Genomic DNA, 26,716 nt, shown 5'->3' with positions numbered 1-26,716 from the left:
TGTTGAAAGACTTCCGCCACGCAGTTCAAGTACAAAATGTCTTTCATGTTAATGTTGAAAGACTTCCGCCGTGTGGTTCAAATGCGAAATGTCTTTTATGCAGTACATGATAGACATAGTTGGCGAGATCTAAGCTTCAATTGTCTATCATGTACTCAATCAATGAAATAAACCGCGATTGTGAAATATTGTATCATTATAAAAAAAAGCTTACCTGCATGAGTAAGCTTAACCGCTATAAACACCATCACATGTTCCAGCTTTTGGTTCATAATAACAATGATTTTTAAATTGACCGGCGAAAGGCTGCCCATACCATGTAGGAGGGCATGGGGCATATGGATTAAAATACCAAAGAGCATACTTAGCTGGGTGTTGTCTCCAAAAATCCAAATTCTGTTTTGCTAATCTTCTTTCCGATTCTCGGGCTCTTTGATAAAACATATTACCTTTTTGAACAGCTTCAAAGGAATAATTTCCCCCTTGCACTTGATAAATGACTTGAGGTACTGTTCTTAGCCCTTCAAAGTCTGAACAATTTGCAACTAAACGATTAACAATGACATTCCCAACATATAACATGCCTTGTTTTCCTTCACCTTCAGCTTCTGCCCTCATCATTCTAGCCATTAAGTCCACATCCGAACTCCGGTACTTTGCTCTTGCCATTTTATCACCCCAAAAATATAGTATGAAAAAAAAACTATATTCATGTCATTGTATAGTAAATAAGAATGCTTAGAATTTAAGCCCTACATGTCCTATTTTATGTAAGCTCTCAATCTTTTTGGAAGCTTGCTTTATTGGTCCTTCTACACATCCAATCATTCCCTTTTTTAAGCCTCCTTTTTAAACAGCTTGTTCTACATTTACATCTTATTAACTAATTCTTTACACCAGAAAAATATTGGGTTAACAATACGTCGGTATATTATTACTTGAATACAAGTTGAATACCATGAGAGGTGAGAGCAAATTAAATCTCTAATTTTATGTAGGTGAAAAAATTATCTGCAGGGTAATCAAAGCTTAAAAGTGGAGTTTTAGAGTTTTTCAGGTTCTAGTAATCTCAGTAAGTAACCATGTTAAAATTGTTAATTTAACTCTAAAAGGAGACAAACAAAATGAAGAAAAAACTTTCAAAATTACTCTTAACAGTAGGACTTATCTCTACTCTGGCAGCGTGTGGGAATGGAGCGAGTTCTTCATCTTCCGCCTCAGCTGATACTGAAAATATAGGATGGCCGGAAGAACTAACTTTAGTTCAAATGCCAAATGAAAACAACCCGAATGCTGCTTCTATGCATACATCATTGAGAGAGCACCTTTCTGAAGAATTAGGTATAGAAGTAAAAGAGTTTGAAGGCGGCAGCTACGCAGTTGGTATTGAAGCATTAGCAAGTGGAAATTTAGATATTATGCTCGCTAGTCCAATGAGCTATTATCAAGCAGACAAAAAAGCAGGGGCGGAGTTGTTAGTTACTCCTCAAGTGGAGGGACTTGAATATTATACGGCTTTTATTACCCAGAAGGATAATGAAGAAATCAACAATATGGAAGATTTAAAAGGAAAGAACTTTGCGTTTGTAAATGCTGCTTCATCCTCCGGGTATCTATATCCAAAGGGGACTCTGGTTCAGGAGTTTGACCTTGACCCAGATTTAGTTGAACAGTCCGGCTACTTTTTTGAAAATGTGACCTTTTCCGAATCTCATCCAAATAGTGCCATGGGTGTAAAGATGGGTGACTATGACGCAGCGGCAGTGGCTAAAGGTGCTCTAGATAGTATGATTGAGGCGGGAGCTGTTTCAGAGGATGATTTCAAAATTATTGGACAGACAGACGATATCCCTGACGCTTCTTATATCGTTCGCGAAGATTTACCGGTAGATTTTAAAGAAGCTTTAAGAGATGCGTTTATATCATTTGATGATGAGAAATATTTTGAAGCTGTTCATAATGATCCAAATGCTAGATTTGTAGCGACTGAGCAAGACTATTATGATCCTACGATTGAAATGCTTGATGCCATAAATGCTTTAGAGGATGAAGAAAAATGATGAATCCAATCTTATCAATTAAAAATCTAGTTAAGGTTTACGGAAAAGATACACGTGCTTTGAATGGAATTTCCTTAGATTTCTATCCAGGTGAATTTATTGTTGTCATTGGTCCTTCTGGTGCTGGAAAGTCAACCTTTATAAGATGTATTAATCGCCTTTTAAACCCTTCTGAAGGGGAAATTATCTTCGATGGTCAGCATTTGGAGAGACTAAATGGACGGAAATTGCGTAAAGAAAGATCAAAAATAGGCATGATTTTTCAACATTATAATTTAGTCGGCAGAACAAATGTCATTAAAAATGTTCTCCACGGGCAATTAAGCAACATTCCTTTATATAAAAGTTTGCTTGGCCTCTATCGCCATGAAGACAAGCAAGAAGCCGTTGAACTTCTTAAAAAAGTTGGTTTACAGGATCAAATTTATAAACGAGCTGATGAGCTTTCCGGAGGACAAATGCAAAGGGTTGGAATATGTCGGGCGATCTTGCAGAGACCGAAGCTATTGCTCGCGGACGAGCCGATCGCTTCATTGGATCCCCTTTCTGCCAATATTGTGATGCAGCAGCTTCATTCAATTTCTAATGAAAAAAAATTAACATGTATCGTGAATCTTCACCAAGTGGATTATGCTAAAAAGTATGCCACACGCATTATTGGAATTAAAAAAGGGACAGTTGTTTTTGATGGAGTACCATCTCAATTAACGGATGATATGATTCAGAATATCTATGAAGGAAAAGAATCGCAAACGAAGCTTCAAAGTGCAAGCGGAACGCATTTAGAAAATGAAAGAAAAATGCAATTGGCAGTGGGACAAAACGATGAATAATAAAACTGTTCATATTCATAAAATCCCGCTCGATCACAGAGATCCTAAAAGGACATTTGCAATTGCAGCAGCTATTTTTGCTGTATTAACATTCTCTGTTGTTTACTTAGAGATTTCTTTTATCGAAATGCTTATAGGCTTACCAAGCTTTGTGATGTTTTTCTTTGAAAAGTTCTTTCCTCCTAACGCGGAGAATATCAAGCAATATATCCCAGCGGTCATTGATACTCTCGGTTATGCGATTATCTCAACTTACATTTCTACCATTATTGCGTTTATTTTTGGAATATTAATCTCGGAAAATACGAATAAATTTAAAACATTACGGGTAATTACCCGCGGTTTTGTCTCAATATTACGAAATATCCCTTTTATTATTTGGGGAGCGCTATTGATTTATATTTTTGGTATTGGCGGGATAGTTGGCGTTTTGGCGTTGATTCTTGTCACAATCGGATTTTTAAGTAAAAGCTATGCAGAATCAATCGATGAAATTTCCGGAGATAAGCTAGAAGCATTGAGAGCGAATGGTTCCTCCTATTTTCAAATCCTGTTTCATGGAGTGATCCCTCAGTTTGTTCCTGCTTGGATTAATTGGACATTATTTGCCTTTGAAATTAATGTCCGTGCTTCCGCTGTTTTAGGTCTCGTTGGAGCGGGCGGTATTGGTGTCTTAATTGATACAAATATTAATTTGTTCAAATATGGAGAAGCAATTACGATAATTGCGGTAGTCGTTATGATTATTTTATTAACAGAGTTAGTAACCAATTCAATTCGGAAACGTTTTGTTTATTAACGTAAGGAGATTGAAAACAATATGGAGCACATTCGAGTCACGTCAAAAGGAAGTATTGGCAAGGCGGTTCTTCTTTTTCTTCTATTGGGTACTGTGTTTATTGCAGCTGTGAATCTTATCAATTTAGATATGCAAAAGTTTTTTGAACGATTAGAAAATGTTCCAGACGTCTTAAGTCGAATGATGGCTGTCGATTTCTCAATTGTTCCTGATGCTCTTTTAAATATTGTGACCAGTTTAACATTGGCTTTGTTAACTTGGGTCGTGGCTACTATTTTAGCTATGTTTTTAAGTTTTTTAGCAGCATCAAATATTGCACCAAATCGTTATGTAGCGATTTTTATTAAAGGTTTTTTCGCCATCGTTCGTTCTGTCCCTTCCTTGGTTTGGGGGTTAATGGTGATTGCAAGCCTAGGGTTTGGCAATGTGTCAGGTTTTATTGCCATATTGATCTCTGCAGTCGGCTACCTGGTCAAAACGTTTACAGGGAGTATTGAAGAGACAGGCGGCGAGATTATTGAAGCGATGAAGTCAACAGGAGCTTCCTGGTTCAAAATTGTTTATCACGGTTTAATTCCGCTTTGTATAACTGCCTTTGTTGCTTGGATTACTGTTTGCTTTGAAATGAATGTTTCTGAATCAATTGGTTTAGGAATTATAGGAGTTGGCGGTATAGGTCTTTTATTAACACAAGCGATTAATACGTATAATTATGCCCAAACAACGACAATTGTGATTATGATTTGTATTCTCATGGTTGTCCTTGAATTCGTGATGACGAGAATCAAAAATACAATAAAATTTGGAAACAGTTGATTATAGGGGGATACTACTATGAAAAATGCAAAATTAAATTGGGTTCGCTTACCCATTGATAGCTTAGAAAATTGCCGGGAATTAGGTGGCTACAGCACACAAGTTGGAGAACAAACAAAGTGGCATTCCTTTTTAAGATCAGGTGATATGAGTAAGCTTACTCAAGAGGACATTTTCTTTTTAAAAGAATACGGGGTAAAAACCGTCATTGATCTGCGTGGTGAAGATGAAATTGAGACTCATAAAAATCCACTTGCAGATGAGGATTTCTGCCAATATCATAACATATCGTTTATTACCCAGAGAGTTTCAGATATTACACTAACCACGTTTGATGTTACCATGGGAGATTTCTACATTGATTTGTTAGAACAAAAAAACGATCAAGTGAAGAGAATTTTTGATGTGATTGATCAGGCTGAAGAAGGATGCATCGTCTTTCATTGTGCAGCCGGAAAAGATCGTACTGGGGTCTTAGCTATGCTGCTTTTAGGCTTAGTAGGAGTGGAAAAGAAAGATATTGTCTCTAATTATGAAGTAACCTACACAAACTTGGAGTCTATTCAACAAATCGAAAATCAGTATAAAAATATTTCAAAGGAGTACATGTATTCAAATCGTGACTATATTATAAAAGTTTATGATTATATCATTCATACCTATCAAAGTGTTGATCAATATTTAATGGCAAAAGGTGTGGAGCAAGCTGTCATTGATCGGGTAAAAGAACGGCTTATTGGTCTTGGCGAACCTGTTGCACTATAAAGATGTTCAGCAGTTAAAAGAAGTGTTAGTGCGCTTCTTTTTTCTTTTAAACTGTCATGATGGTTTCAACATTTCATTTATAAAAAACAACGATTAGTGAATTGGATAGGTTCGATTGGCTTTTTTCCCTTTATAGATGTAAGTAGCCTCAAATAGTCTTGCGGAGGATGATAGAATTATATAGAATTAGTTTGTAATTCAGTTTGAAAGGAATTGTAAAAATGACCCAACATTCACTGGTTGACATAGCCTATGCAAAAATCCGTGAGAATTTAATTAATGCAACTTATATGCCAGGACTTTTTCTATCGGAAAATGGGTTAGCAAAAGAACTGAATATGAGCCGAACTCCTATTAGAGTTGCCATCTCCCGCTTGGAATCAGAGGGATATGTCTCATCTATTAAAAACCGCGGAATCATAGTTAAAGAGCTTTCAATGAAAGAAATGTTAGATATAGCACAAGTTATCTTTTTTTTGCAGGAATTCTCTGTAGATGAAATTATAGCGAAGAGAGACAGTTTCAATCTTGAAGAATTAAAAATGTATCTAGATCTCCAAATTGAAGCGGAAAAGAATAAAGATTATATTCACTATGTTCAAAATTCAATCCTTTTTACTCGTTGTATGGTTTCGTCTACAAATAATAAAATAATGTTAGAATTCATGGATGGGTTGAAAGATAAATTTGTACGAATGGCTGTTGTTAATTGGAAATTAACTCCTAATCAAAAGCATTATTCTGCAAATCAAATAAACAAATTAATTTACGAAGCGATTAGTTCGGAAGATTATTCTAAAGCTAAGCAGATAGGTAAAGAATATTTAACAAAATGGAGAAAAAGTATCATTAATACCAACGCATTGTAATTCTCTTTCATACGAAATGCAAGCACAATAAATGAGTGTACATAGTATAGGCAACAAAGCATTTCTTTAAGAGAGCTTTGTTGCTTTTTTAAGTTCCAAATTCTTTGTTTTCTTTTCGTAGCAACTAAACATATTATCATATAGATTAATGTTACTTCACTCTTCTAGCCGCCTGCTGAATAGGATCCCATACACCATTATACGGTGGAGCGTACGCAAGATCTAAATCAAGCAGTTCATCAGTTGTCATCGAATGGAATATCGCAGTTGACAATACATCAATTCGTTTATCGACCCCATTTTCCCCGATAATTTGCCCGCCGAGAACTTTATATGTTTCTTTATGATAGACAAGCTTCAAGTTCATCTTTTTATCATCAGGATAGTATCCAGCGATATCCCTTGACGTAATCCTTATAGAGCTACATGGAATATGCAGCATGTTTGCCTCTGTTTCAGATATCCCTGTTCTTCCTAAAGTTAATCCGAAAAATTTTATGATTGACGTACCTACTACACCTTTAAATGATTTAGGTATATTTACAATGTTCACCCCTGCTATTTGCCCTTGTTTATTCGCATGTGTTCCTAATGGAATATGATCATTTTTTTCTTTTACCCGATGATATTGTGTTGCACAATCTCCTGCAGCATAAACATCTTTAATACTTGTCTGCATATAAGCATTTACTTCAATTGCTCCATTTACACTTGTTTGAATGCCAGTACCTTCCAAAAATGCAGTATTAGGTTTTACACCGACAGCGACTAACACTAAGTCTGTTTCATACTTTCCTTTATCGGTTTTTACAAATTCAACATGTTCATTACCGCCGAACGCTTCAACAGATTCACCCAATTTTAACTCAATGTTTTGCTTCACTGCTTCTTCATGAATAAGTTCTGCCATTTCTTTATCAAATATTTTGGCTAATTGTTCATTCCGTTCAATGATTGTTACCCTTTTCCCAAGCGCTGCAAAGCTTTCAGCCATTTCAAGGCCGATGTAGCCTCCGCCAATCACCGTTACATTTTTTATTTCCTTCTCAAGATAATTCATAATGGCCTTAGCATCAGGAATTGTTTTTAAAGTGAAAACCCCTGGAAGATTGACCCCTTCCCAATTTGGTACAACAGAACTGACACCAGTTGCAATGAGAAGACGGTCATACGGTAAACCAAATGTCTCACCACTACTATGATTTAATCCCTTTACCATTTTATTTTCAACGTCTACCGCTTCTACTTCATGAAAAATTCGCGCATCAATGCCGTATTTTTCTTTAAACGTTGACTGTGTCCTGGCGATTAACTTATCTGTTGACTCAATTTTCCCGCTAATGACATAAGGTAGACCACATTGCCCGTACGAATAGACACCACCCTTTTCTAAAACCGTAATCTCATGCCCGGAGCTGTTTCGTACAATTTGCATGGCTGCACTCATGCCAGCAGCATCCCCACCAATAATAACTACTTTCATCGTCATCCCTCCTTTCTTTATTTTCCATTTATTTTTGATTTTTAAACATCATTTACTCTAGTAAATATGTCTCCCTTCTAAGAATTTGGGTACACATAAAATTTACATTTACACCTTATAAAATATGTATTTCCTCCTGTTTCTTAATTGTAAATGATTTTTTTACAATATAAATAAACTCCCTTTACACTACGGTGATACGTTGTTTTCGTATCAAAATAATATGAATTAGGAGGTATTTTGCATGAGAAATGTAAAGAAGTTTCGTTATCTTATTGTCATTGCTTTGGTTTTATTTACATCGCTTTTTTCATTTGAGACTTTAAGAGCAGCTAGTACTTTAACAGTTTCACAAGCTATTCAGACACAGAATAATTCTGTACAAACAGTTGAAGGATATGTGGTAGGAAAACCAATTTCTTCATCAACAGTTGTAAAAAGTAACTTTCCTGATGATTATGCTTTAGCTATAGCAGATAGTAGTAGTGAAACAGATTCTTCAAAAATGCTATATGTTCAGATTTCTTCTCAATTTCGTTCACAATTCGGATTAAAAACAAACCCGGATCTAATGGGAGAGAAACTAAAAGTGACAGGTCAATTAACAGCCTATTACTCACATCCAGGATTGAAAAACACATCGCAAATGGCAATCGTAGGCTCAAACGATACTCCAGATGATACACCAGAAGACACATTAGGTGACTACTATGAAAATGCGCTTGGTAAGACAGGTACCAGCTTAAAAACCGCCTTACATAACATCATTGATGATCATACTAAAATTTCCTATTCAAATGTATGGGGAGCACTAAGAAACACAGATGAAGATCCTACTAATCAGAATAATGTTATTCTCCTATATACGGGCCGCTCTCAAAGTAAAACATCTAATGGGTCATCCATTGACTCATGGAACCGTGAACATGTTTGGGCAAAATCACATGGTGACTTTGGAACGTCTATGGGGGCAGGAACAGATCTTCACCATTTGCGACCTACAGATGTCACGGTTAATAGTTCAAGAGGCAATAAAGATTTTGATAATGGCGGCACTGCACAAAATAAAGCACCTGACACGTATGCTGATAGTGATTCATGGGAACCACGTGATGAAGTAAAAGGCGATGTCGCCAGGATGATTTTCTATATGGCTGTGCGTTATGAAGGAGACAATGGGGAGCTAGATCTGGAGGTTACTGAGAAAGTAAATAATGGCTCTGCTCCATTACATGGAAAGCTATCAACATTGTTACAATGGCACAAAGAAGATCCTGTTGATGATTTTGAACGAAACCGCAATGAAGTCATTTATCAGGATTATCAGCATAATCGCAATCCATTTATAGACCATCCAGAATGGGTAGAAGCGATTTGGTAACATACTTTCTTAAATAACTTTGAAATAAAGGTCACAACTGTGGCCTTTTCCCTTTTCAAAAAAACAAGTGAAGAAATACGAATTGTTTTTCCTCACTTGTCTTTAATTGAATCTCTTCCTAAATGTGAATATTATATATGTGATACGATGAACTCAGCTTCACCTGAAAGTTTATATTCACCAATTCCATGTGGAAGAATAAAATGACTGCCTTTTTCCATTGAGAAAACATTTTCATCAATTGTGATGGTACCTTTTCCTTCTGTCACACTGACCTGTAAAAAGTCTTGATCGAGTATCATGGATGCTTCTCCATTTAATTGCCAATGGTATACGTTGAAATAATCTGATTCGGTTAATGTCTTTGTTGTTAAACCGCCCACCTTGGCCTCATTTTGTTCTGTTTTCACATCTTGATGTGGGACAGTTGTTACTTCTATCGAACGATCCAAATGCAGCTGTCGCTTTTGACCACTTGAATCAGTACGATCATAATCATACACACGGTACGTAATGTCAGAACTTTGCTGTGTTTCCAGTATAACGATACCTTTTCCAATTGCATGAATCGTACCGCTTGGGACATAAACAAAGTCACCGGCTTTTACTTTTTTACGACGTAAAAACGTTTCCCATTCTTGATCAGAAAGCATTCTCTCAAGTTCTTCTCTTGATTTTGCATGGTGTCCGAGGACAAGCTCAGCACCTTCTTCTGCACTTAGCACATACCAGCACTCTGTTTTTCCGTATGGAACACCTTCTACTTCACGTGCAAATGTATCATCTGGATGAACCTGTACGGAAAGATCAGTATTTGCATCTAATATTTTTACAAGCAGTGGATATTCCTCATTATTAGATGCTCTTTTATTAAATAATTCCCCATGTTCCTGCCAAGCATCTGCAAGAGTTTTTCCTGTCAGGAGACCATTTTTAATAACACTTGGACCATGAGGATGGGCAGAGATGACCCATGCTTCCCCGGTTTTTTCATAAGGTATTGTATACCCAAATTCAGTGTGCAGCTTTTGTCCACCCCAGATTCTCTCTTGAAAAACAGGCTCTAAAAATATCGGTTCTTTATACATTCGGTATCCCCCTATTTAAACTTAATGAACTTCCTCTAACACCGTCATTGCTTCTTGTTTAGAAGATACATTTAATAGCTGATTTCTAAAATCTTCATCCATTAACTTGCGAGACAGCATTTGTAAAATCTTCAAGTGTGCATCACCGGCATTTTCCTCTGGCACAGCGATCATGAATATAAGCTTTGCGTCTGTACCGTCAAGACTATTCCAATCAACACCATCACGCTTTATCCCAAAAGCGACAGCCGGTCTTTTTACAGCGTTTGACTTACCATGTGGAATAGCAATATTCATACCAAGTCCTGTTGAGCTTTGTTCTTCACGATTTAGAATTGCTTGTTTATACACTTCCTTAGAAGTTAATATACCTTGCGAATCAAATTTTTCAATTAGTTCATCAATAACAGCATCACGCGTTGTTCCAGCTAGATTAATATTCATTAACTCCACGTTCGTAATATCAACTAATTTTTCAATTTCCTGCTCTACTTCTTGTTCAGGAGCAATTGATTTACTTTCCTCTTGTATTTTATCATTAGATACAGTTTCTACATCTTTTTTCAAAAAATTAACCATAAATGCAGTAACAAGGACACCCGCTATTGCTGCGATAAAGAACATCACAACATGATCCACAGCACCTAATACAGCAACAATAGGGCCGCCATGTGCTACTTTTCCCCCTACATTCCCAAGCATAGCGATGACAGATCCTACTACTGAACCAGCAACAATACTTGGAATAACACGAATCGGATCTTGTGCGGCGAATGGAATGGCACCTTCTGTAATTCCGAAAAGCCCCATTGTGAATGATGCTTTACCAGCTTCCCTCTCGTTAGGAAGATATTTTTTCTTATTCATTAATGTTGCAAGACCCATCCCAATCGGCGGAATACAGATAGCGACCGCAATTGGGCCCATAATTTCATAGTTTCCTTCAGCGATCATGGCAGACCCGAATAGGAAAGCTACTTTGTTAAATGGTCCACCCATATCAACTGCGATCATAGCACCAAGGATGACTGCCAATAGAATAGAGCTTGCTCCTTGCATACCAGCAAGCATTGATGTTAACCCTTCAAAAATCTGTGCAACTGGAGCACCAATAACAAAGATAAATAAAAGGCCTACGATAACAGATGAAACGATTGGAATAAAGATAATTGGCATAACAGGCAGTACTGCTTTTGGAACTTTAATTTTTTTAATACCCAAAGCAATATAACCCGCTAAGAAACCTGCTATAATTCCTCCAATAAAACCAGCACCTGCTTCACTTCCATAAAAGCTTCCGTTTGCTGCAATGTAACCGCCAATCATACCTGGTACTAACCCCGGGCGATCAGCTATACTTACTGCAATAAAGCCGGCTAATATCGGAATCATAAACATGAAGGATGTTGCACCAAGAGTTTCAATTTGTTTCCAAAATGAGCCCTCCGGAATAACAATACCACCTGGTGTTTGCTCACCACCAAGAGTTAAAGCTAATGCGATTAATAATCCTCCTACCACGATGAACGGAACCATATATGATACACCGCTCATTAAGTGCTTATAGATTGGATTTTCCTTTTGCTTACTCTTTTGCTTAATTTCACCTACTGATTTCAACTCAGGTCTGTATAGTGGCACATCACCACTTTTTATTTTTTCGATCAATTCTTTCGGCTTACGAATTCCATCTTGTACACCTGTAACGATGACTTTCTTTCCAACAAACCGATCTTTTGATACTTCTTTATCTGCAGCGATGATTATGCCATCTGCTTCTGCGATATCCTGTTCTGTTAATCCATTTTCAACCCCAATTGAACCTTGTGTCTCTACTTTAATATCAACACCTAATTCCTCGCCTGCTTTTTGTAAATTTTCAGCAGCCATATATGTGTGAGCAATCCCGACCGGGCATGCTGTGACAGCTAAGATCTTCATGAACCTTTCCTCCTTAAAGCTTTGATGTAATTGCTTACATTCATTGTACTAGTCATTAGGTCATGAATTGATTTTTGTTTTTACCAGAACTTCCGGTAAAAATAAATTATTACCGGAAGTTCTAAGCAGGCACCCCTTTATTTTAGCTTCTCCAAAAACTCTTTTACACTGCTTGATTCTAGTAATGAATGAATAAATGACGGGGTTTCACTATAGGCTACAATTTGTCCGACAGCTTTACGATTTAATTTCGGATCTTGCGTTGATATAGCCAGCATGAAAACGAGGGATACTTGTTCGTTTCCCCAATTTATTGGTTCCTTCAAAAGAGCAATGGCAACTGCGGATTGATTGACCATTGTTGGACTTCCATGTGGAATAGCGATTAATCCACCGATTGATGTTGATGACTTTCTTTCTCTTAGAAGTGCACTATGAATAAACTCCTTTGTCACGAAACCTTTTTCATATAATATATTACCTAACATTTCGATTACTTGAAAAGGATGCTCTTTTTCAACATGTATGTGAACTAAATCTCCTCTGCTTAGTTGTGTCAGCACCTTCTTTTCATTACTTATTATCTGTTTCTTCTCCATTTCAGTTAAAAACTGATTCAGTTTTTCCTTATCCTTTGCTTCCAACAAAGGTGAAATCGTAAGATGAGGAATACTAACCTGTTTTAACTCTACTGTAGAGATGATAAAATCAACGGTATTTTTCTTCAAATATTCGCTTAATTCAGCTTGTCCAATACACCCAACAACTTGCATATCTTTGTAATGCTGTTCAATCTTAGCCTGTAATAAATGGGACATACCGACACCCATATGACAAACAATTAAGGTTCTTCGCTGTTTTTCTCTTTTTTCTTTTAACCGTTCAATTGATGCCTGGAAATGGAGAACTAAGTAAGCTGCCTCATCCTCGGGAACTTCCAGTTCGTGATTTTCCTTAATTTCATTCAACGCTAATAACACCATATTAAACAAATATGGGTACATTTTTTTGATGTTTGGTAAAAGTGGGTTTGTGATAGGAAAACCATATTTAATGCGGTTAATGACCGAGTGTACATGCACGATTAACCCGTTTTTTAAAATCGGATCATTTTTAAATGGAAATAATGTAATTGTACTAAGTTTTGTTGTTAAGTCAGCAATGACATTTAACAAGTAATCATTCTTTATAAATGGGTCCTCTATTGCATCACTTTTTCTTTTTCCACTAATCAAATGCCAAGTAAAATAGATTCGCTCATCTTCAGGAAATTTAATTCGGAAAGCAGATTCAAGCTGTTCAAAAAAGGGAATGGCATATGAATATTCTTTGGAAGAATAAGCTGCCTCCTTTTCTTTATCCGGAACTGTTACTGGCGACTTTTGACGCGTTCTTTTCATCATAATAAGTGAATGAACAAGTAAACTCTCTATTGCAGCATCGGTAAAAGCAATCGAATTCTCATGTTGTAATTCATTCAATGCTTTTTTCACGGCCGTTATTTCATAAGGCTGAAACAATTCAAGTACATAATTTTTAGTATCTGATACAGAAGAAAGGAGTTCTGATAAATGGGCCAATGCACTGCGTTTTCGTAGTTCCGATCCTTGAACCATATTTCCTAATCTCGGTTTGGAAATCAACTCTAGTTGATAGGTTTCAAACCATTTTGCAATGCTGTCAAGATCCTTTTTTATCGTAGCCTTTGGAACATAGTACTTCTTCGATAGTTCCTGCAAAGTAATGGCTTTATTACTTACTAATAAATGATAAGCAATTTCAATGAATCGATCTTCCGGAGTTTTCGGCTCAGTGGATAATAGCTTTTGAAACAATTCAGACCGACCCGTTTCTTCGATTTCAAGTGTAATCCCAATCCCCGGTTGCCGATTCAAAAAGGCATTAGGATACTCTGCTAAAAGTTCCTCAATTACGTTCAAGTCATTACGAACGGTCTTTTCTGCACACCTCAACTGCTCTGACAAATCCCCTATATGTAAAGTTTGTCCATTCTGAACTACTAACGTTCTTAATAATTCTTTTTGTCGATCGTTCATGGCTGCACCTCTCTCAGGTAGTCAAACAGTAGTGTAGCTCATTGCACTCATTAATTCAATCATTGGTAAGAGGTTAATATTTTATCCACTCTAGCATTGATTGTAAAATAGCAAAAAATGTTAAGAAGAAAGAGTTACATGCTGATATAGTGTACTTAAGGCAGGTGTAGGATTATGGATTATGTTAAATGTATACAACGGACGCTTGATTACATTGAAGAAAACCTTGATAAACAAATAACACTAGAAACCTTGGCAGAACTTGCTTGCTTTTCTCCCTTTCATTATCATCGTGTCTTTCAGACATTGGTGGGGGAATCTGTGATGGATTATATCAGAAAAAGAAGGCTAACATATGCAGCAGAGCGTCTATTCTATACAGATGAAAAAGTAATTCATATTGCATTAGATGTTGGCTTTCAATACCAAGAATCCTTCAACAGAGCATTCAAAAAGGTCTATGGTGTTTCACCAAAGCAGTATCGCCGTGCAATGAGCATATCCGGACCCTTACGTGGGAAAGCCAGCCTTCATTCAATACCAATATCAGGAGGAGAGAAGATGGAACCAAAAATAGTGACTAAATCTGCGTTTAATGTGATTGGATATGAACTATTAACAAAGAATGATAACGGTCAGAACAATAAAGATATCCCTGAATTTTGGCAACAATATATGACAAAGAATTTAGGGTGTAAAATTCCTAATCCCTTATACAAGCATGTTGAACTTGGTATTTGCACAGATTTCAACTCTGAAACAGGTGAGTTTGGTTATATCATTGGAATGGAGGTAGAAAAGGGATCCCAAGCACCTGAAGGTATGGTGTACAAAAGTTTTCCAGAACTAGAATATGCAGTGTTTACTACACCGAAATCGGATGAGGAATCATTTACAGCTTCGATTCAGTCCACTTGGAATTATATTTTTACAGACTGGTTTCCACGATCAGGTTATGAGCATTATGGAGAAGTAGAATTTGAACTGTATGATGAAAGATGCTACGGATCGGAGAATAAAGAAATTGATATCTATATTCCAGTAAGAAAACAACGTGTGAAAATATAAGCAGCCTTATCTAACAGAAATTTTTTAAAAAAGCCCTCTCTCAAGTTATAGCGAGAATTGGGCTTTTTGTATCCTGACAAATAATTAAAGTATATGAATCTATTACTTATTACACACACTAAAATTCCTTGGAGGAAAAGGGCAAAAAGAATTTAACCCCCCTCTTATTAAATGGTAAAACCTTCATATCAGCAATCAAATGACTGCCATAGCTAAGTAAGCATGTCAAAAACACACCGTCCACACTGATGGAGGCTTGAAAATAATGAGCAATGAAGGCAAAAAATCCAATCCCTACTAGTGAGTGGGTGTAGCTTCGGTGGGGAATAAAAGAAGCAACCATTATATAGATCCCTAATAAAATGAGCCACATTTCTTGTAATGAAATTCCACCTAAAAGAACTCCTAACCCGGTAATGGTTAACATATGCCTTTGTTTAATTTGAGAAGCAATTAAAATGATAGCAAGTCCAACACCAATACCCAGCCATTTTTCTCGACCTGTTCCTTCAAGAATTGTGTAGACGATCATCATTAACCCGACTAATTGCGCTACAGACCGAATCAGTGTATGCGAGAAAGTGATTCTGTTACTCAATTTCCCATCTATATCCATATCAGGAATTAATCCACCTATGCCACCAATCCCCACTAATAATAAGGTTGTTGTCGGGTCAGCTTGCACAGACTGGGCAACGATAAACCCTGTTCCGGCCCCTATTGTTCCATGTGCAGTTCCATTCAATTTATCCACCTATTTCTATGTAAAAATTTCATCAGCATATTATTATACACCAAAAAATGCGGGACAAAGGTTGTGTTTCACTTTGGAATAGTTATTTTTTATTAAGAACGTAAAACATGCCGTTTAAAGACAAACTTTTCTATAAAAGGTCAATATTCTTTTATATGTTTCCGTACCAACTAAACAACCAATGATTGAAATCCATTCATTATGAGATATAATCTTTAGTCCGTAATACATACCAGTACTGACTAAAAGGTCTGTCATAAGAAAGGATTTAATGGAAGAGCTATGAATAACAAGAAAGAAAAACTGGTTCGACATATTTTTGCCCATCCTGTTCCCACCTTTTTCATTTTTACCTATGAGTATGTTTTAGGAGCACTGTCCTATTGATATCCAACAATTCTTAAGGATTCCAAACGTAGAATTAAATCCTTTTTAGGATAGAAATCTTTTAAATCATCCATAATAAAACTGGTGTTCAATCACCCACTTACTATCGATGTGGAGGGAAATGACATGAATATTCGCGAAGGCTTAATTCCGACTGCATTAGGTTCAGCTGTAACAGCAACTGGTTATGCATTAAAACAAAAACGCGGTTCAAATAAAATGATCGCAAACACAGTTTTTGGATTCGGTTTAGCCCATGTAGTATTAGGTGCCATTGACCTTGTACAACATCGTCGTTAGTGATAGACGAGCATAATTTTTATGCTCGTCTTTTTTGAAGGCTAAAATCAATATATAGACAATCAACATAGTATATAAGAGACATATGAGAGGAGTAATTGATGATGTTTGTCACTTTGTTAATGCCGATTATTTTACCTTATGGATGTCCTGTGACTTATTTTAGTCCACGTGCTACTTATAAAAGAGAAACAGAATTCTTTACCTGGATAACATCTGTTAGAGAAGAAAGTCAACAATATCAACATGTTCCATTGTTAAAAAGTGAAGAATTCGAAAAGGATCAAGCTACTTTAATTGAAGGTGAGCAAGAAATACAAACGAAATTTGTTCCTAGCAGGGTGTCATAATATGTTTCCATGCACTCAAAAAAAGGATGCCCATTAAATGAACATCCTAAGAGACACAAATTTATTAGTAAGTTGTTGCTAATGCATTTTCTTCCTTAAATAAGTCTTTTCTAGCGACACCCGAATTATATGCTGCTTCAACAACTGCTTCTCTTACTTTCTCTACTACTTTTTGATTAAAGACACTTGGGACAATATATGTTTCACTTAATTCCTCGTCAGAAACAACACTTGCTATCGCTTTAGCTGTCGCTATTTTCATTTCTTCATTAATTTCTGATGCACGGCAATCAAGAGCTCCCCGAAAAATTCCCGGGAAACATAAAACATTGTTAATTTGATTCGGATAATCTGATCGGCCTGTTGCTAAGACCCTAACAAACGGTTCGGCAATGTCTGGATCAATTTCCGGTACCGGGTTTGCTAGTGCAAAGACAATTGGGTCATTCGCCATTGTCTTTAAATGACTTTCAGTTAATACTCCTGGTGCAGATACACCGATGAAGACATCCGCTCCTTTAATGACATCACCTAGAGTACCTTTTTCATTATAGGGATTTGTCATATTCGCAAAGTCAGTCCAATTCTGATGATCATATACCTCATCACGGTGAAGAGCTCCTGCACGATCTACACCAATAATATGCTGAACACCGGCTGCAATCAGCATTTTCGCACAAGCTGTTCCTGCAGCCCCAACACCGTTTAGAACTACTTTAATCGATTCGATTTTTTTGCCCGTTAACTTAAGTGCATTATAAAGACCGGCCAGCAATACAACAGCGGTCCCATGCTGATCATCGTGAAAAACCGGAATATCTAATTCCTGTTTAAGTTTTGCCTCAATTTCAAAGCACCTTGGTGATGATATATCTTCAAGATTGATTCCACCGAACGCTGGTGCAATTGATTTTACAATAGAAACGATTTCATCAGGATCTTTAGTATCCAAGCAAATAGGAAATGCATCAACACCTGCCATTTGTTTAAATAACATCGCCTTACCTTCCATAACAGGCATGGCTGCAAGTGGACCAATATCTCCTAATCCAAGAACAGCTGTACCATCTGAAACAACTGCAACTGTATTTCGTTTAATTGTTAAAGAATGTGCTTTAAGCGGTTCATCAGCAATCGCACGACACACTTGAGCAACTCCCGGCGTATAAACCCTTGATAAATCATCACGGTTTTTAATTGGATTTTTTGGTGTTACTTCAATCTTGCCTCCAAGATGTAAAAGAAATGTTCTGTCTGAAACAGAGATGACCTTAACACCTTGTAAGTTTTGAATAGCATCCATTACACTTTGTCCATGTTGCTGATTTTTTACCGTGATGGTGATATCTCGTACAGTTTGGACTTTACTAGTAGAGATAACATCAATACCAATAATATCTCCGCCTGTCTCACCAATGACTTTTGCTATTTCACTAAAGGTAATAATGTTTTTCTGAAAATGTAATCGAATAATGATATTCATGCTTGCATTGCTTAATTGAGACATGTTTAACCTCCAAAAGCTTTACCTTTTCTGGGGATATTGAAAACAACCATTCTAATTTTTTGTACGTAGCGTAGCTTGTAAGCTTGCTGAAACTAGATGGTTCTGTTGGAAGCGTTTTAATATCCTCACTATGATCGTAATACAAATCATAAAGTTTGTAACCGTTTTCCACATTTATTGTTTTTAATTTATTTCAGATATTTTGTTCATTTTGTTTATGAAGTTTCATTTTCAGCCAACATTTGCCTCTTTATGCTGATGTTCATCTTTACCGAAGTATCCTCTTAGAAAAATCGGAACAATAAATAAGATAAAAAACACCCGAAATAACTGATAAGCAGCTACTAATGACACATCTGCTTTGACAGTATGAGCGGTGACACCCATTTCAGGCAAGCCGCCTGGAGCAATACATAGAAAAGCAGTAGCCATTGTCATCGGATAAAAAATTTGTAACACATAGGCAAGGAAAAAGGCGAATCCTACAATTGAAAGACCTGATAATAGTGTAATAGGTAGTAGCCTTTTCCAATCTCCCAGCATATTTACCTTCATACTCAAGCCCAGGTAAATCCCTAAACAGAGCTGAGCTATAAGGTTTACAGAAGCAGGTAATATTGACGGTTCCATACCTGTTATTGATAAAATTGCTACTGATAGGAGTGGTCCAATAATCCATGGAGTTGGGCATTTATAGTGTACGGCTATTTTTGTCACGATAAGTATGAGAGAGAGATAAAATAGCGTCCCCAAACCCACAATAGACTGCTCTGCTCCTGCAATCTCTTCCATAGGTAAAACTGCTTCTGCACTTGAGAACGTATGAATAGCCAAGGTTGGAACAATAAATATGACCGTCAGCATTCTAATCGTTTGCATGAACGTGACAATGGTAGGTTCTGCCCCTTTTATTTCTTCACTTAACACCACCATTTGTGATAAACCACCTGGGGTTGTCCCCATTACAGCACTTGGAAAAGAGGTAGTGGTGAATTTTGAAATGAGCGTTGCCATGACTAGCCCAAAACCGACCATAAGTGTCGTACTAAGCACCATCGATGGAAACTGATGGAGAATTTGTCTTGCACTTTCCGCTGTAAATGATAAACCCATACTATATCCCAGAACGAACTGACCTCCATTTTTGAATCCAACCGGCCAATTCAACTCCCGTTTGGTAAAAACTCTCCATACTATCACAGCTGTAAGTGGACCTAACATCCATGCCAAAGGAAGCTGAAGCATATGAAATAAAAAGCCTCCGACCATCCCGATGATGACTGTTTCTAAAAACTTGAACAACTATATCTACCTCCGCACAAAAACAATTCTAATCTTTTAACGTACAAAAAAGCCGACTCCAAGAGATAAGTCTCCCTTTGAATGAATGGAGGAGAATTGACAATCTCTTTAAAGAGTCAGCCTATGGCTCAATATTTAACTAGCTTCTTCTATAAACTGGTCATTGAAATAGATAACATGTGAGAGAATTTTACTGCCTTTTATCTTTTTGATTGATTCTTTTGCTTCTTTCTCATCTTCAAATTCAAACATTTTAATACGATCATCAGCATAAACAGTTATAACCCACATTTACCATTTCTCCCTTTGTAAGAATCATTAAAAGTCTGCATGGAAAGATAGCCCTCCAAAGACTTTCATCCATATCATAAGTCCTTCTCATTCCAATGTAAATAATACAACTAATTATTTCATTTTGTTCATTTCGTTCATAAAGACGACTTTTACCTATTGAACGCCCATGAGCTGCTCATACATCATACTTTGCTCCTCAAGATACTTATATGTTTCTTCACTATCTTTATAAAAGTCTTCCCACATATAATGTTCCAACGTTTTTTTCCATGCTTCTGTTTTCATCATTTCCCCAAATACATGGTCCCAAAATTCAATTTCTTCTTTTGACATATTAGGGGGACCCATAATGCCCCTCCAATGTTGAAATACATTATCGATTCCTTCTTCTTTCCAAGTTGGGAGTTCGGGTAATTCCCTTAGTCGTTTATCTGATGAAATAACGAGCAGCTTTACTTGATCGCGATCATAAAATTTTTTCGCTTCGGAAATGGACATTGTCGCTACTTCTATTTCCTTGGATATGAGCGCCTTGACAACCTCGTCACTATTTTCATAGATTCGAAAATGTAAGTTTTTTGGTTGAATTCCATATTGTTTGCTTGCTAAAACAAAGGAGAGCTGATCATCATTTCCCAGTCGCGGAGATATCCCGATTTTATACAGCTCAGGAGCTTGTTTTATTTCAGATAATAATGTTTTCGCACGATTAATACTGGAGTCTTTTGAAACGATGACGACTTCCCATTCTTTTGCTAAAGTGGCAATAGGGGTAAAATCTTTAAACGTTAATTTGCTTTGACCTAATAAATGATTTGTAATAATTAAGCTTGAATTCATTGCCAATACATTTTCTTGTTGTTGATAGGTATATTTCCAACCTACCTCTCCTCCGGCGCCAACCTTATTGATGACTTCTATATCATCTACTATGTTTTCCTGTAGAAGAATCTTCTTAATGGCTCTTGCCGTCACATCCCAGCCTCCCCCTGTAGAACTGGGTGCAATGATTGTGACCTCTTTATCAAATTCACGTTTTACACCTTCTTCATTTGCACAACCGATTAAGAGCAAGAAAATGAATGTGGATACAAGCAACGGTTTTACCTTCATGTTAGTACCTCAATCATCTATTTTTTTAAATAGTATTTCCTCTCAGGTCTACCTACAATGCCATATTCATGCTTTGCAATACAAATATTAATAGAGACAAGATATTCCAGATATCTCCTTGCGGTTGTTCTAGAAGCACCCATTTTTTCTCCCATCTCCTCAATTGAGATTCCAGAATCAAGAGTATGTAACACCTCTTTTACTTTTTGAAGTGTTAAACGGTCAACTCCGGATGGAAGGTCTTTTTGATTGATTGACAACTGATTTACTGAAGTACCAAAGTACTGATCTATAATAGATTGATCTACTTCTTCACGATTATGAAGCAGGTTTTTTCTCTTTTTATAGCTTTCAATTGTTTCGATAAATTTTTCCATTGTGACCGGTTTTAACAAATAATGAAATACTCCTTGGCGAATCGATGTTTCAAGCATTGCCTTTTCGGTTGCTGCCGTTATCATAATAATATCAATTTCCGGGTAATTCTCCCGTATATAAGGTAATAAATCAGTACCAAGACGATCCGGCAAATAAATATCTAATAATATAAGATCAACTGTTTGTTTTTTTAACGAGTTGATCGTATCCTCTGCATTCAACGCTTTGCCGACTACTTGAACGTCTGGTATTTTTTGTAGAAACCCTTCTTGTACTTGAGCAATACGAAAATCATCCTCTACAATTAACACCTTAATCATGTAGATTGTCTCCTTCTCTATTTTGTATCTTTTTTGGCAGAAACACAGTAAAAATCGCTCCACCATGTTTACGATTCGTTACTTCAATTGTTCCATTTAATGCTCTCACAATTCGCATGACATTAAATAGCCCAAACCCTCTATGACTGCCTTTTGTGGAGGACCCTATCGTGAACAACCTTTCAAACTGTTCAGAAGATATGCCGGGACCATTATCCGTCACCTCAATAATAATTTCATTACCAATGCCCATTATAGAGAATGTAACCATTTTTTCTTTTTGTGACATAACAGCTTCAAACGCATTGTCAATTAGATTTCCTATAATGGTTATACTATCTGTTATTTCAATATGATCTGGAAGTGGGTCCACATAACTATCAACATCTATGTTCAGCTCTATTTTCTTCTCTGATGCTTTTCCGAGCTTACCCAATAAAATAGCCTGTACATTAGGATCTTGTATCTGATTGAATAAAATTTTGGTCTGGTATTGATGGACAAATGACTCTTTCTGAATAAAATCAAGGGCATCTTGATATCTTTCTAATTGCATAAGACCAGATAATAAATATAATTTATTTGAGTACTCATGAGTTTGAGCCCGTAATCCATCGGAATATTCCCGTACTTCTGAAAGAGTTTCAACCAATTTTTTCAGTTCTGTTTTATCTGTGAAGCTTGCTACAACACCACTGACCTGTCCGTTTTCTAAAATAGGAATAAAATTAAAAATAAACACCTTATCATTAATCGCAACCTCAGCATGATGAACGATTTCACCTGTTTCAAGACCTTGGTCAATTTGTAATGAAGGCAGGACTTCACTAATATGTTTGTGAATGTAATTTGAATCATCTAAATTCAGCATATTCTTTGCTGAATGATTAATCATTGTAAGAAATCCCTGCCTGTTGATAGCAACAATACCTTCTTTTATTGAAAGTAAAATCGCATTTCTTTCTCTGTACAGGGAGGCAATTTCATGTGGTTCTAGCCCTAATGTATCTTTCCGAATATTTTTTGTTAAATATACTCCACCAATGATTCCCAAACATAGCACAACCAAAGATGTAAACAAGATAGTCTTCAGTTTTTGGTACAAATTTTTATAAATATTTTCCTCCGGAAATTCAACAGCCACTGTTCCAATCACTGAATCATACTGTTCAAAACTTGCGATAATTGGTACTTTTCCGACAAGTACATCACCATTTTCACGAGCGACCTCAAAGTTATAAGATCCCCCAAAAGTAAGCACCTGTTCATTTGCATCATGATGATTTCCAGTACCAACCTCACTTGGATCAATATGAGAATAGATGATCGTTTCACGATCTTCTACTATGATATTTGATGCATGGATCTGATCTTTTACCTGTTCGGCAATGGGCCTAAAAGTCTCCTCTAATTCTTTTTTTTCAATGGCTTCATGAAGTTCAGGCATCAGCGCGATTGTTTTAGCTGTTTGAAGAACAAGCTGTTCCACCTGATTTCTGGAATCAACGAACAATACATAAGAAGAGATTCCGACTAATAAAAGGATGATCATGATGATTAATCCTGTAATTAATGACAGTATTTTAAATTGTAAAGGAATTTTTTTGTGCGTTCTCATCTTTCGCAACCTTTTTTTGATGTTGTCTAAAAGAGCAAAGGGTCAGACTCCGTATTATGAGCCAAACCCCTCAAGTAATTATTTATATATTATATGGAAATGACTCCAATTAGTATAGATACAACTAACATGACAAGAGACGTACCAACTGTCCACTTAATTGTGAATTTTTGAAAGTCACCAAATTCGACCTTTGACATTCCTACAAGTAAATATGTTGAAGCAACTAACGGGCTTAATAAGTGGACCGGCTGACCTAATAAGGATGCTCTGGCAATCTCAACCGGGTTGATTCCATAGGCTGTTGCTGCTTCAGCGATGATCGGAAGCATACCAAAGTAATACGCATCATTGGACATAAAAAAAGTAAATGGCATACTTGTTAAAGCAGTGATAATTGGAAGATAAGAACCTAAAGCATCCGGTATTAATGCAACTAAACTATTTGCCATCGCATCGACCATTTCCGTTCCTGACAGGATACCTGTAAATGCACCAGCTGCGAAAACAAGAGACACTACAGCTAAAACATTGCCGGCATGTGCTTTAATTCGTTCTTTTTGTTCATCTAAATTAGGATAGTTGATCACGATAGCAATTGCAAATCCGATCATAAATAAAGCAGGCAATGGCATCACACCTAAAATAAGTCCGATGAGAAGGAGAACTGTCAAAGCAAAGTTTACCCAAATCAGCTTTGGCCTTTTTTCACTCGGTACCTCCAATGTTGCTGCATGTTGAGTAAATGGTGAGCTTTGGTGACCCGGCAGCTTATCCAGTTCCAGGATACCTACTCTTTTTCTTTCTTTTATACCAAATAAATAGGCAACAAAAATAACCCACAGTGCCCCACCAACCATTGCCGGGATCAAAGGTACAAACACATCAGACATATCAAGACTTAATGCGCTTACAGCTCTAGCCGTTGGACCACCCCATGGTGTTAGATTTGTTACTCCAACACCCATGATCGCAACACATGGAAGAATTAACGGATTCATTTTTAACCTCTGATAAAGAGGAAGCATTGCCGAAATGGTAATCATATAAGTAGTCGTCCCATCTCCATCAAGTGACACAACTAATGCAAGGACAGCCGTTCCAACAACGATTTTCATCGGGTCTCCTTTTACGGCCTTTAAGATGGTTCCTACAACAGGATCAAATAAACCCGCATCTATCATTATACCAAAATACAAAATAGCAAACATTAGCATTACGCCGGTTGGAGCTAACTGATTAATTCCGTCGATTAACATAGGACCCAAATCAGCCCCAAACCCGCCTATAATCGCAAACAATACAGGAATAATGATCAATGCAATTAATGCAGATAGCCTTCCTGTCATAATCAGAAACATAAATACAAACACCATGAGAAAACCTAATATCGCTAACATAATAGCCCCCTTTATTGAACACGCTTACAAAGTTAATTGTTAGAATAATTAAAATGTTATTTCAACTATAAAGGAAGGGCTACTAAGCGTAAATATTACGTATTATTTAGACTTAAAAAACTATATGAATGTATTATTCTTTTTGTCTCTTTTATTCTTTTTGAACATTTTGTTCATGAAGATTTTACTATCTATGACTACAGATACTAAAAAGCCTATAGGGGATCCTATAAGCTTAAAAAGATACTCAATTATCAATTTAGACCGTTATTTAAAGTTTACTTTGTATATCCCTATACCTGTTCAATGCATCAAACAAAAAACCCTTATGATATCCTGTCTTTTGATGAATTTTTTCTACCCACTCTTCTATTCCAGTTAATTTAGGCTCTTCTTCTAAGCCTTCAGTTGTACTTAAAAAGCTTTCCCAATTGTAAAATTCCCAATGAGCAGTTTCAGATTTAAGAGGTATTCTACATTCAAGCAAAGGGTTAGGATGAATGAGATTTTGACAATACTCCGCTGCTTTTAAGAAGGAAGGAATATCTATTGGCACTGTCTGAAACATTTGTGATGAAACCTTGCCATTTGGTCGATGGTAATGAATTTGAAGATGATGATATTTCTCTTGAACTTGTACCTTTGCTGCCGGAAAAAAGCCTTCTACTTTTTCATTCGTATAATCCTGGCTATTTGTATCAATTAAAATAGGACAAAGCCATTGATCACCTAAATCACAAAAATATCGGTTACCATGCTCATTGACTGCGATCACTGCCACATGTGCATGTTCAGAATTTATATCATGACCAATTGGATATGCTTCAACACCATCTCTTTTAAATTCATCCAGTAGCCAAAGAGCCAGATCAAAGCAATTGCCTGTTATTCCATACTCATGGCGATGCTCCCGCATAAGAGATACATCCCGTTGCTTCTTATCAAGTCCTTTAGCGTTATACCAAACTTTTGTTAATGTTTCCATCGGAAAATCCTGAAACTTATCCCAAGTTGAAAGAATACTTTGTGTTGGTTGCATATGAACACCTTCTTTTCAAAATTTAAGTAGCTCTGGCTTTTAAAATAAAACGATGTTGTTTCACATCAAAGAAACCGTTTGTTTGAATAGACTTGTGAATATCTAATAATCTCTTTTCATATGTTAATACATCAAAATCCGGTATTTGCCAGGGTATTGCCTTTAAGTAGTAAACAAGTGCTCCAACATCATAAAAACGCTGAATCGGGTATTCCTCTTTACTAAACAATATTTCAAATCCACTGTTCTCAAGCTCTTCCTTTGCAGTCATTACATTCCAGTTTTCAAACTCATGGTTGTAAGGTGCCTCTAATCCTTCGTTGATCCCCAAACAATCTGTACCCCCAACTTGTTGTGTTAAAAACACACCATTTGTACTCACCACTCTTCTAACTTCTTTCGGGGAATATGATTCATGTTTGTTTAATAGTAGATCGAATTGATCATTAGCAAAGGGCAGGCTGTTGTCATCTTCAATAGCTACCACCTTTACCCCCAAAGGTTCTAAACGTTTTTTCGCGATTTTTACATTAGGCTTGTAACCCTCAGTTGCGAAAATTGTTCTAGGAAATGGTCTCAGCAAAGATAAAAATTCGCCTCCACCAGTTCCCATATCCAACATTGAACTAGCAGCCCCGATTAAATGCTTTGCCATACTCCCGTAAGACCATGAAAGTAAATCACTTTTCACACGGTCTGTGTCCGTTATATATGAAAAATCCCATCCTGAAAAAGACTCACTTCCATCTTGTATTAATTTTGAAAATTGAAGATCTTTATTCATCACTTTTCCC

Annotated in this window: 26 protein-coding genes; 10 read left to right on the top strand and 16 right to left on the bottom strand. The window is 36.7% G+C overall.

The window, feature by feature from the left end; translation table 11 throughout:
• Nucleotides 1–228: 228 nt before the first annotated feature.
• Nucleotides 229–669, bottom strand: coding sequence for a cell wall hydrolase (locus LC095_RS17570; RefSeq protein ID WP_226529375.1), 441 nt, complete (start codon nt 667–669; stop codon nt 229–231).
• Between the two features lie 455 nt (nt 670–1,124).
• On the opposite strand from LC095_RS17570, the gene LC095_RS17565 reads away from it, so the two are divergent.
• The 6 genes from LC095_RS17565 to LC095_RS17540 all read left to right on the top strand — a co-directional run bounded on the left by LC095_RS17565 (nt 1,125) and on the right by LC095_RS17540 (nt 6,142).
• A complete protein-coding gene (locus LC095_RS17565) occupies nt 1,125–2,060 on the top strand; it encodes a phosphate/phosphite/phosphonate ABC transporter substrate-binding protein (protein WP_226529374.1) in 936 nt (311 codons plus the stop codon).
• Nucleotides 2,057–2,893 (top strand): phosphonate ABC transporter ATP-binding protein, encoded by an 837-nt coding sequence (gene phnC, locus LC095_RS17560; protein WP_319005813.1) that lies wholly within the window; start codon nt 2,057–2,059, stop codon nt 2,891–2,893. Before LC095_RS17565 ends, phnC begins: the two co-directional genes overlap by 4 nt.
• The gene (gene phnE / locus LC095_RS17555; protein ID WP_226529373.1) at nt 2,886–3,692 is read left to right on the top strand and encodes a phosphonate ABC transporter, permease protein PhnE; all 807 of its coding nucleotides are present in this window, start codon (nt 2,886–2,888) and stop codon (nt 3,690–3,692) included. Before phnC ends, phnE begins: the two co-directional genes overlap by 8 nt.
• A 21-nt stretch (nt 3,693–3,713) precedes the next feature.
• On the top strand, nt 3,714–4,508 hold the full coding sequence (locus LC095_RS17550) for a PhnE/PtxC family ABC transporter permease (RefSeq protein WP_226529372.1): 795 nt from the start codon (nt 3,714–3,716) through the stop codon (nt 4,506–4,508).
• A gap of 18 nt (nt 4,509–4,526) precedes the next feature.
• Nucleotides 4,527–5,273 carry a tyrosine-protein phosphatase gene (locus LC095_RS17545; protein WP_226529371.1) on the top strand — a complete coding sequence of 249 codons (747 nt, stop codon included), beginning with the start codon at nt 4,527–4,529 and terminating at the stop codon, nt 5,271–5,273.
• Between the two features lie 203 nt (nt 5,274–5,476).
• Nucleotides 5,477–6,142, top strand: a complete 666-nt coding sequence (locus LC095_RS17540; protein ID WP_226529370.1) for a GntR family transcriptional regulator — start codon at nt 5,477–5,479, stop codon at nt 6,140–6,142.
• Nucleotides 6,143–6,293: 151 nt separating this feature from the next.
• Here LC095_RS17540 and LC095_RS17535 read toward each other — a convergent pair whose 3' ends face one another.
• The gene (locus LC095_RS17535) at nt 6,294–7,625 is read right to left on the bottom strand and encodes a CoA-disulfide reductase (protein WP_226529369.1); all 1,332 of its coding nucleotides are present in this window, start codon (nt 7,623–7,625) and stop codon (nt 6,294–6,296) included.
• A 244-nt stretch (nt 7,626–7,869) separates the two neighbouring features.
• Here LC095_RS17535 and LC095_RS17530 point away from each other — a divergent pair, with 244 nt between their 5' ends.
• Complete coding sequence (locus LC095_RS17530) at nt 7,870–9,006, top strand: endonuclease (protein WP_226529368.1); 1,137 nt, start codon at nt 7,870–7,872, stop codon at nt 9,004–9,006.
• Nucleotides 9,007–9,137: 131 nt separating this feature from the next.
• Here LC095_RS17530 and manA read toward each other — a convergent pair whose 3' ends face one another.
• The 3 genes from manA to LC095_RS17515 form a co-directional block, all read right to left on the bottom strand.
• Nucleotides 9,138–10,094, bottom strand: coding sequence for a mannose-6-phosphate isomerase, class I (gene manA / locus LC095_RS17525; protein WP_226529367.1), 957 nt, complete (start codon nt 10,092–10,094; stop codon nt 9,138–9,140).
• 21 nt (nt 10,095–10,115) lie between these two features.
• Nucleotides 10,116–12,035, bottom strand: coding sequence for a PTS fructose transporter subunit IIABC (locus LC095_RS17520; RefSeq protein ID WP_226529366.1), 1,920 nt, complete (start codon nt 12,033–12,035; stop codon nt 10,116–10,118).
• Nucleotides 12,036–12,172: 137 nt separating this feature from the next.
• A complete protein-coding gene (locus LC095_RS17515) occupies nt 12,173–14,092 on the bottom strand; it encodes a BglG family transcription antiterminator (RefSeq protein ID WP_226529365.1) in 1,920 nt (639 codons plus the stop codon).
• A gap of 174 nt (nt 14,093–14,266) precedes the next feature.
• On the opposite strand from LC095_RS17515, the gene LC095_RS17510 reads away from it, so the two are divergent.
• Entirely contained in the window at nt 14,267–15,160 is an 894-nt protein-coding gene (locus tag LC095_RS17510; protein WP_226529364.1) for an AraC family transcriptional regulator, read from the top strand.
• 118 nt (nt 15,161–15,278) lie between these two features.
• On the opposite strand, the gene LC095_RS17505 is transcribed toward LC095_RS17510, so the two are convergent.
• Together LC095_RS17505 and LC095_RS17500 are read right to left on the bottom strand one after the other, a co-directional pair.
• Nucleotides 15,279–15,914 carry a metal-dependent hydrolase gene (locus LC095_RS17505; RefSeq protein WP_319005812.1) on the bottom strand — a complete coding sequence of 212 codons (636 nt, stop codon included), beginning with the start codon at nt 15,912–15,914 and terminating at the stop codon, nt 15,279–15,281.
• A gap of 114 nt (nt 15,915–16,028) precedes the next feature.
• Nucleotides 16,029–16,241, bottom strand: coding sequence for a hypothetical protein (locus LC095_RS17500; RefSeq protein WP_226529362.1), 213 nt, complete (start codon nt 16,239–16,241; stop codon nt 16,029–16,031).
• A gap of 186 nt (nt 16,242–16,427) precedes the next feature.
• Here LC095_RS17500 and LC095_RS17495 point away from each other — a divergent pair, with 186 nt between their 5' ends.
• Both LC095_RS17495 and LC095_RS17490 read left to right on the top strand, forming a co-directional pair.
• Entirely contained in the window at nt 16,428–16,601 is a 174-nt protein-coding gene (locus LC095_RS17495) for a hypothetical protein (RefSeq protein WP_026559180.1), read from the top strand.
• Nucleotides 16,602–16,705: 104 nt separating this feature from the next.
• Entirely contained in the window at nt 16,706–16,951 is a 246-nt protein-coding gene (locus tag LC095_RS17490) for a hypothetical protein (protein ID WP_226529361.1), read from the top strand.
• Between the two features lie 64 nt (nt 16,952–17,015).
• Here the strand turns inward: LC095_RS17490 and LC095_RS17485 are convergent, their stop codons facing one another.
• The 9 genes from LC095_RS17485 to LC095_RS17445 all read right to left on the bottom strand — a co-directional run bounded on the left by LC095_RS17485 (nt 17,016) and on the right by LC095_RS17445 (nt 26,706).
• Complete coding sequence (locus LC095_RS17485) at nt 17,016–18,458, bottom strand: NAD-dependent malic enzyme (RefSeq protein ID WP_226529360.1); 1,443 nt, start codon at nt 18,456–18,458, stop codon at nt 17,016–17,018.
• Between the two features lie 231 nt (nt 18,459–18,689).
• Nucleotides 18,690–19,760, bottom strand: a complete 1,071-nt coding sequence (locus LC095_RS17480; protein WP_226529359.1) for an AbrB family transcriptional regulator — start codon at nt 19,758–19,760, stop codon at nt 18,690–18,692.
• A 135-nt stretch (nt 19,761–19,895) separates the two neighbouring features.
• A complete protein-coding gene (locus tag LC095_RS17475; protein WP_226529358.1) occupies nt 19,896–20,051 on the bottom strand; it encodes a hypothetical protein in 156 nt (51 codons plus the stop codon).
• A gap of 156 nt (nt 20,052–20,207) precedes the next feature.
• Entirely contained in the window at nt 20,208–21,167 is a 960-nt protein-coding gene (locus LC095_RS17470; RefSeq protein WP_226529357.1) for a tripartite tricarboxylate transporter substrate binding protein, read from the bottom strand.
• A gap of 17 nt (nt 21,168–21,184) precedes the next feature.
• Complete coding sequence (locus LC095_RS17465; protein WP_226529356.1) at nt 21,185–21,865, bottom strand: response regulator; 681 nt, start codon at nt 21,863–21,865, stop codon at nt 21,185–21,187.
• On the bottom strand, nt 21,858–23,483 hold the full coding sequence (locus LC095_RS17460; protein WP_226529355.1) for a sensor histidine kinase: 1,626 nt from the start codon (nt 23,481–23,483) through the stop codon (nt 21,858–21,860). Before LC095_RS17460 ends, LC095_RS17465 begins: the two co-directional genes overlap by 8 nt.
• A gap of 89 nt (nt 23,484–23,572) precedes the next feature.
• On the bottom strand, nt 23,573–24,883 hold the full coding sequence (locus tag LC095_RS17455) for a CitMHS family transporter (RefSeq protein WP_226529354.1): 1,311 nt from the start codon (nt 24,881–24,883) through the stop codon (nt 23,573–23,575).
• A gap of 271 nt (nt 24,884–25,154) precedes the next feature.
• Complete coding sequence (locus LC095_RS17450; protein ID WP_226529353.1) at nt 25,155–25,922, bottom strand: hypothetical protein; 768 nt, start codon at nt 25,920–25,922, stop codon at nt 25,155–25,157.
• 22 nt (nt 25,923–25,944) lie between these two features.
• Nucleotides 25,945–26,706 (bottom strand): methyltransferase domain-containing protein, encoded by a 762-nt coding sequence (locus LC095_RS17445; protein ID WP_226529352.1) that lies wholly within the window; start codon nt 26,704–26,706, stop codon nt 25,945–25,947.
• Nucleotides 26,707–26,716: the final 10 nt, after the last annotated feature.

It is taken from the genome of Metabacillus niabensis (assembly GCF_020524345.1).
Taxonomy (GTDB): Bacteria; Bacillota; Bacilli; order Bacillales; family Bacillaceae; genus Metabacillus; species Metabacillus niabensis_B.
The sequence above is the reverse complement of the archived record's forward strand: the minus strand, read 5'-3'. Positions and strand labels throughout refer to the sequence as shown.

Bases quoted from the DNA above. Each gene is read 5' to 3' on its own strand.
- LC095_RS17535 (WP_226529369.1), bottom strand. From the start codon at position 7,625: ATGAAAGTAGTTATTATTGGTGGGGATGCTGCTGGCATGAGTGCAGCC.
- phnE (WP_226529373.1), top strand. From the start codon at position 2,886: ATGAATAATAAAACTGTTCATATTCATAAAATCCCGCTCGATCACAGA.
- manA (WP_226529367.1), bottom strand. From the start codon at position 10,094: ATGTATAAAGAACCGATATTTTTAGAGCCTGTTTTTCAAGAGAGAATC.
- LC095_RS17545 (WP_226529371.1), top strand. From the start codon at position 4,527: ATGAAAAATGCAAAATTAAATTGGGTTCGCTTACCCATTGATAGCTTA.
- LC095_RS17475 (WP_226529358.1), bottom strand. From the start codon at position 20,051: ATGTGGGTTATAACTGTTTATGCTGATGATCGTATTAAAATGTTTGAA.
- LC095_RS17485 (WP_226529360.1), bottom strand. From the start codon at position 18,458: ATGTCTCAATTAAGCAATGCAAGCATGAATATCATTATTCGATTACAT.
- LC095_RS17490 (WP_226529361.1), top strand. From the start codon at position 16,706: ATGTTTGTCACTTTGTTAATGCCGATTATTTTACCTTATGGATGTCCT.
- phnC (WP_319005813.1), top strand. From the start codon at position 2,057: ATGATGAATCCAATCTTATCAATTAAAAATCTAGTTAAGGTTTACGGA.
- LC095_RS17465 (WP_226529356.1), bottom strand. From the start codon at position 21,865: ATGATTAAGGTGTTAATTGTAGAGGATGATTTTCGTATTGCTCAAGTA.
- LC095_RS17495 (WP_026559180.1), top strand. From the start codon at position 16,428: ATGAATATTCGCGAAGGCTTAATTCCGACTGCATTAGGTTCAGCTGTA.
- LC095_RS17470 (WP_226529357.1), bottom strand. From the start codon at position 21,167: ATGAAGGTAAAACCGTTGCTTGTATCCACATTCATTTTCTTGCTCTTA.
- LC095_RS17530 (WP_226529368.1), top strand. From the start codon at position 7,870: ATGAGAAATGTAAAGAAGTTTCGTTATCTTATTGTCATTGCTTTGGTT.
- LC095_RS17510 (WP_226529364.1), top strand. From the start codon at position 14,267: ATGGATTATGTTAAATGTATACAACGGACGCTTGATTACATTGAAGAA.
- LC095_RS17460 (WP_226529355.1), bottom strand. From the start codon at position 23,483: ATGAGAACGCACAAAAAAATTCCTTTACAATTTAAAATACTGTCATTA.
- LC095_RS17550 (WP_226529372.1), top strand. From the start codon at position 3,714: ATGGAGCACATTCGAGTCACGTCAAAAGGAAGTATTGGCAAGGCGGTT.
- LC095_RS17445 (WP_226529352.1), bottom strand. From the start codon at position 26,706: ATGAATAAAGATCTTCAATTTTCAAAATTAATACAAGATGGAAGTGAG.
- LC095_RS17570 (WP_226529375.1), bottom strand. From the start codon at position 669: ATGGCAAGAGCAAAGTACCGGAGTTCGGATGTGGACTTAATGGCTAGA.
- LC095_RS17455 (WP_226529354.1), bottom strand. From the start codon at position 24,883: ATGTTAGCGATATTAGGTTTTCTCATGGTGTTTGTATTTATGTTTCTG.
- LC095_RS17515 (WP_226529365.1), bottom strand. From the start codon at position 14,092: ATGAACGATCGACAAAAAGAATTATTAAGAACGTTAGTAGTTCAGAAT.
- LC095_RS17520 (WP_226529366.1), bottom strand. From the start codon at position 12,035: ATGAAGATCTTAGCTGTCACAGCATGCCCGGTCGGGATTGCTCACACA.
- LC095_RS17500 (WP_226529362.1), bottom strand. From the start codon at position 16,241: ATGGGCAAAAATATGTCGAACCAGTTTTTCTTTCTTGTTATTCATAGC.
- LC095_RS17450 (WP_226529353.1), bottom strand. From the start codon at position 25,922: ATGCAACCAACACAAAGTATTCTTTCAACTTGGGATAAGTTTCAGGAT.
- LC095_RS17565 (WP_226529374.1), top strand. From the start codon at position 1,125: ATGAAGAAAAAACTTTCAAAATTACTCTTAACAGTAGGACTTATCTCT.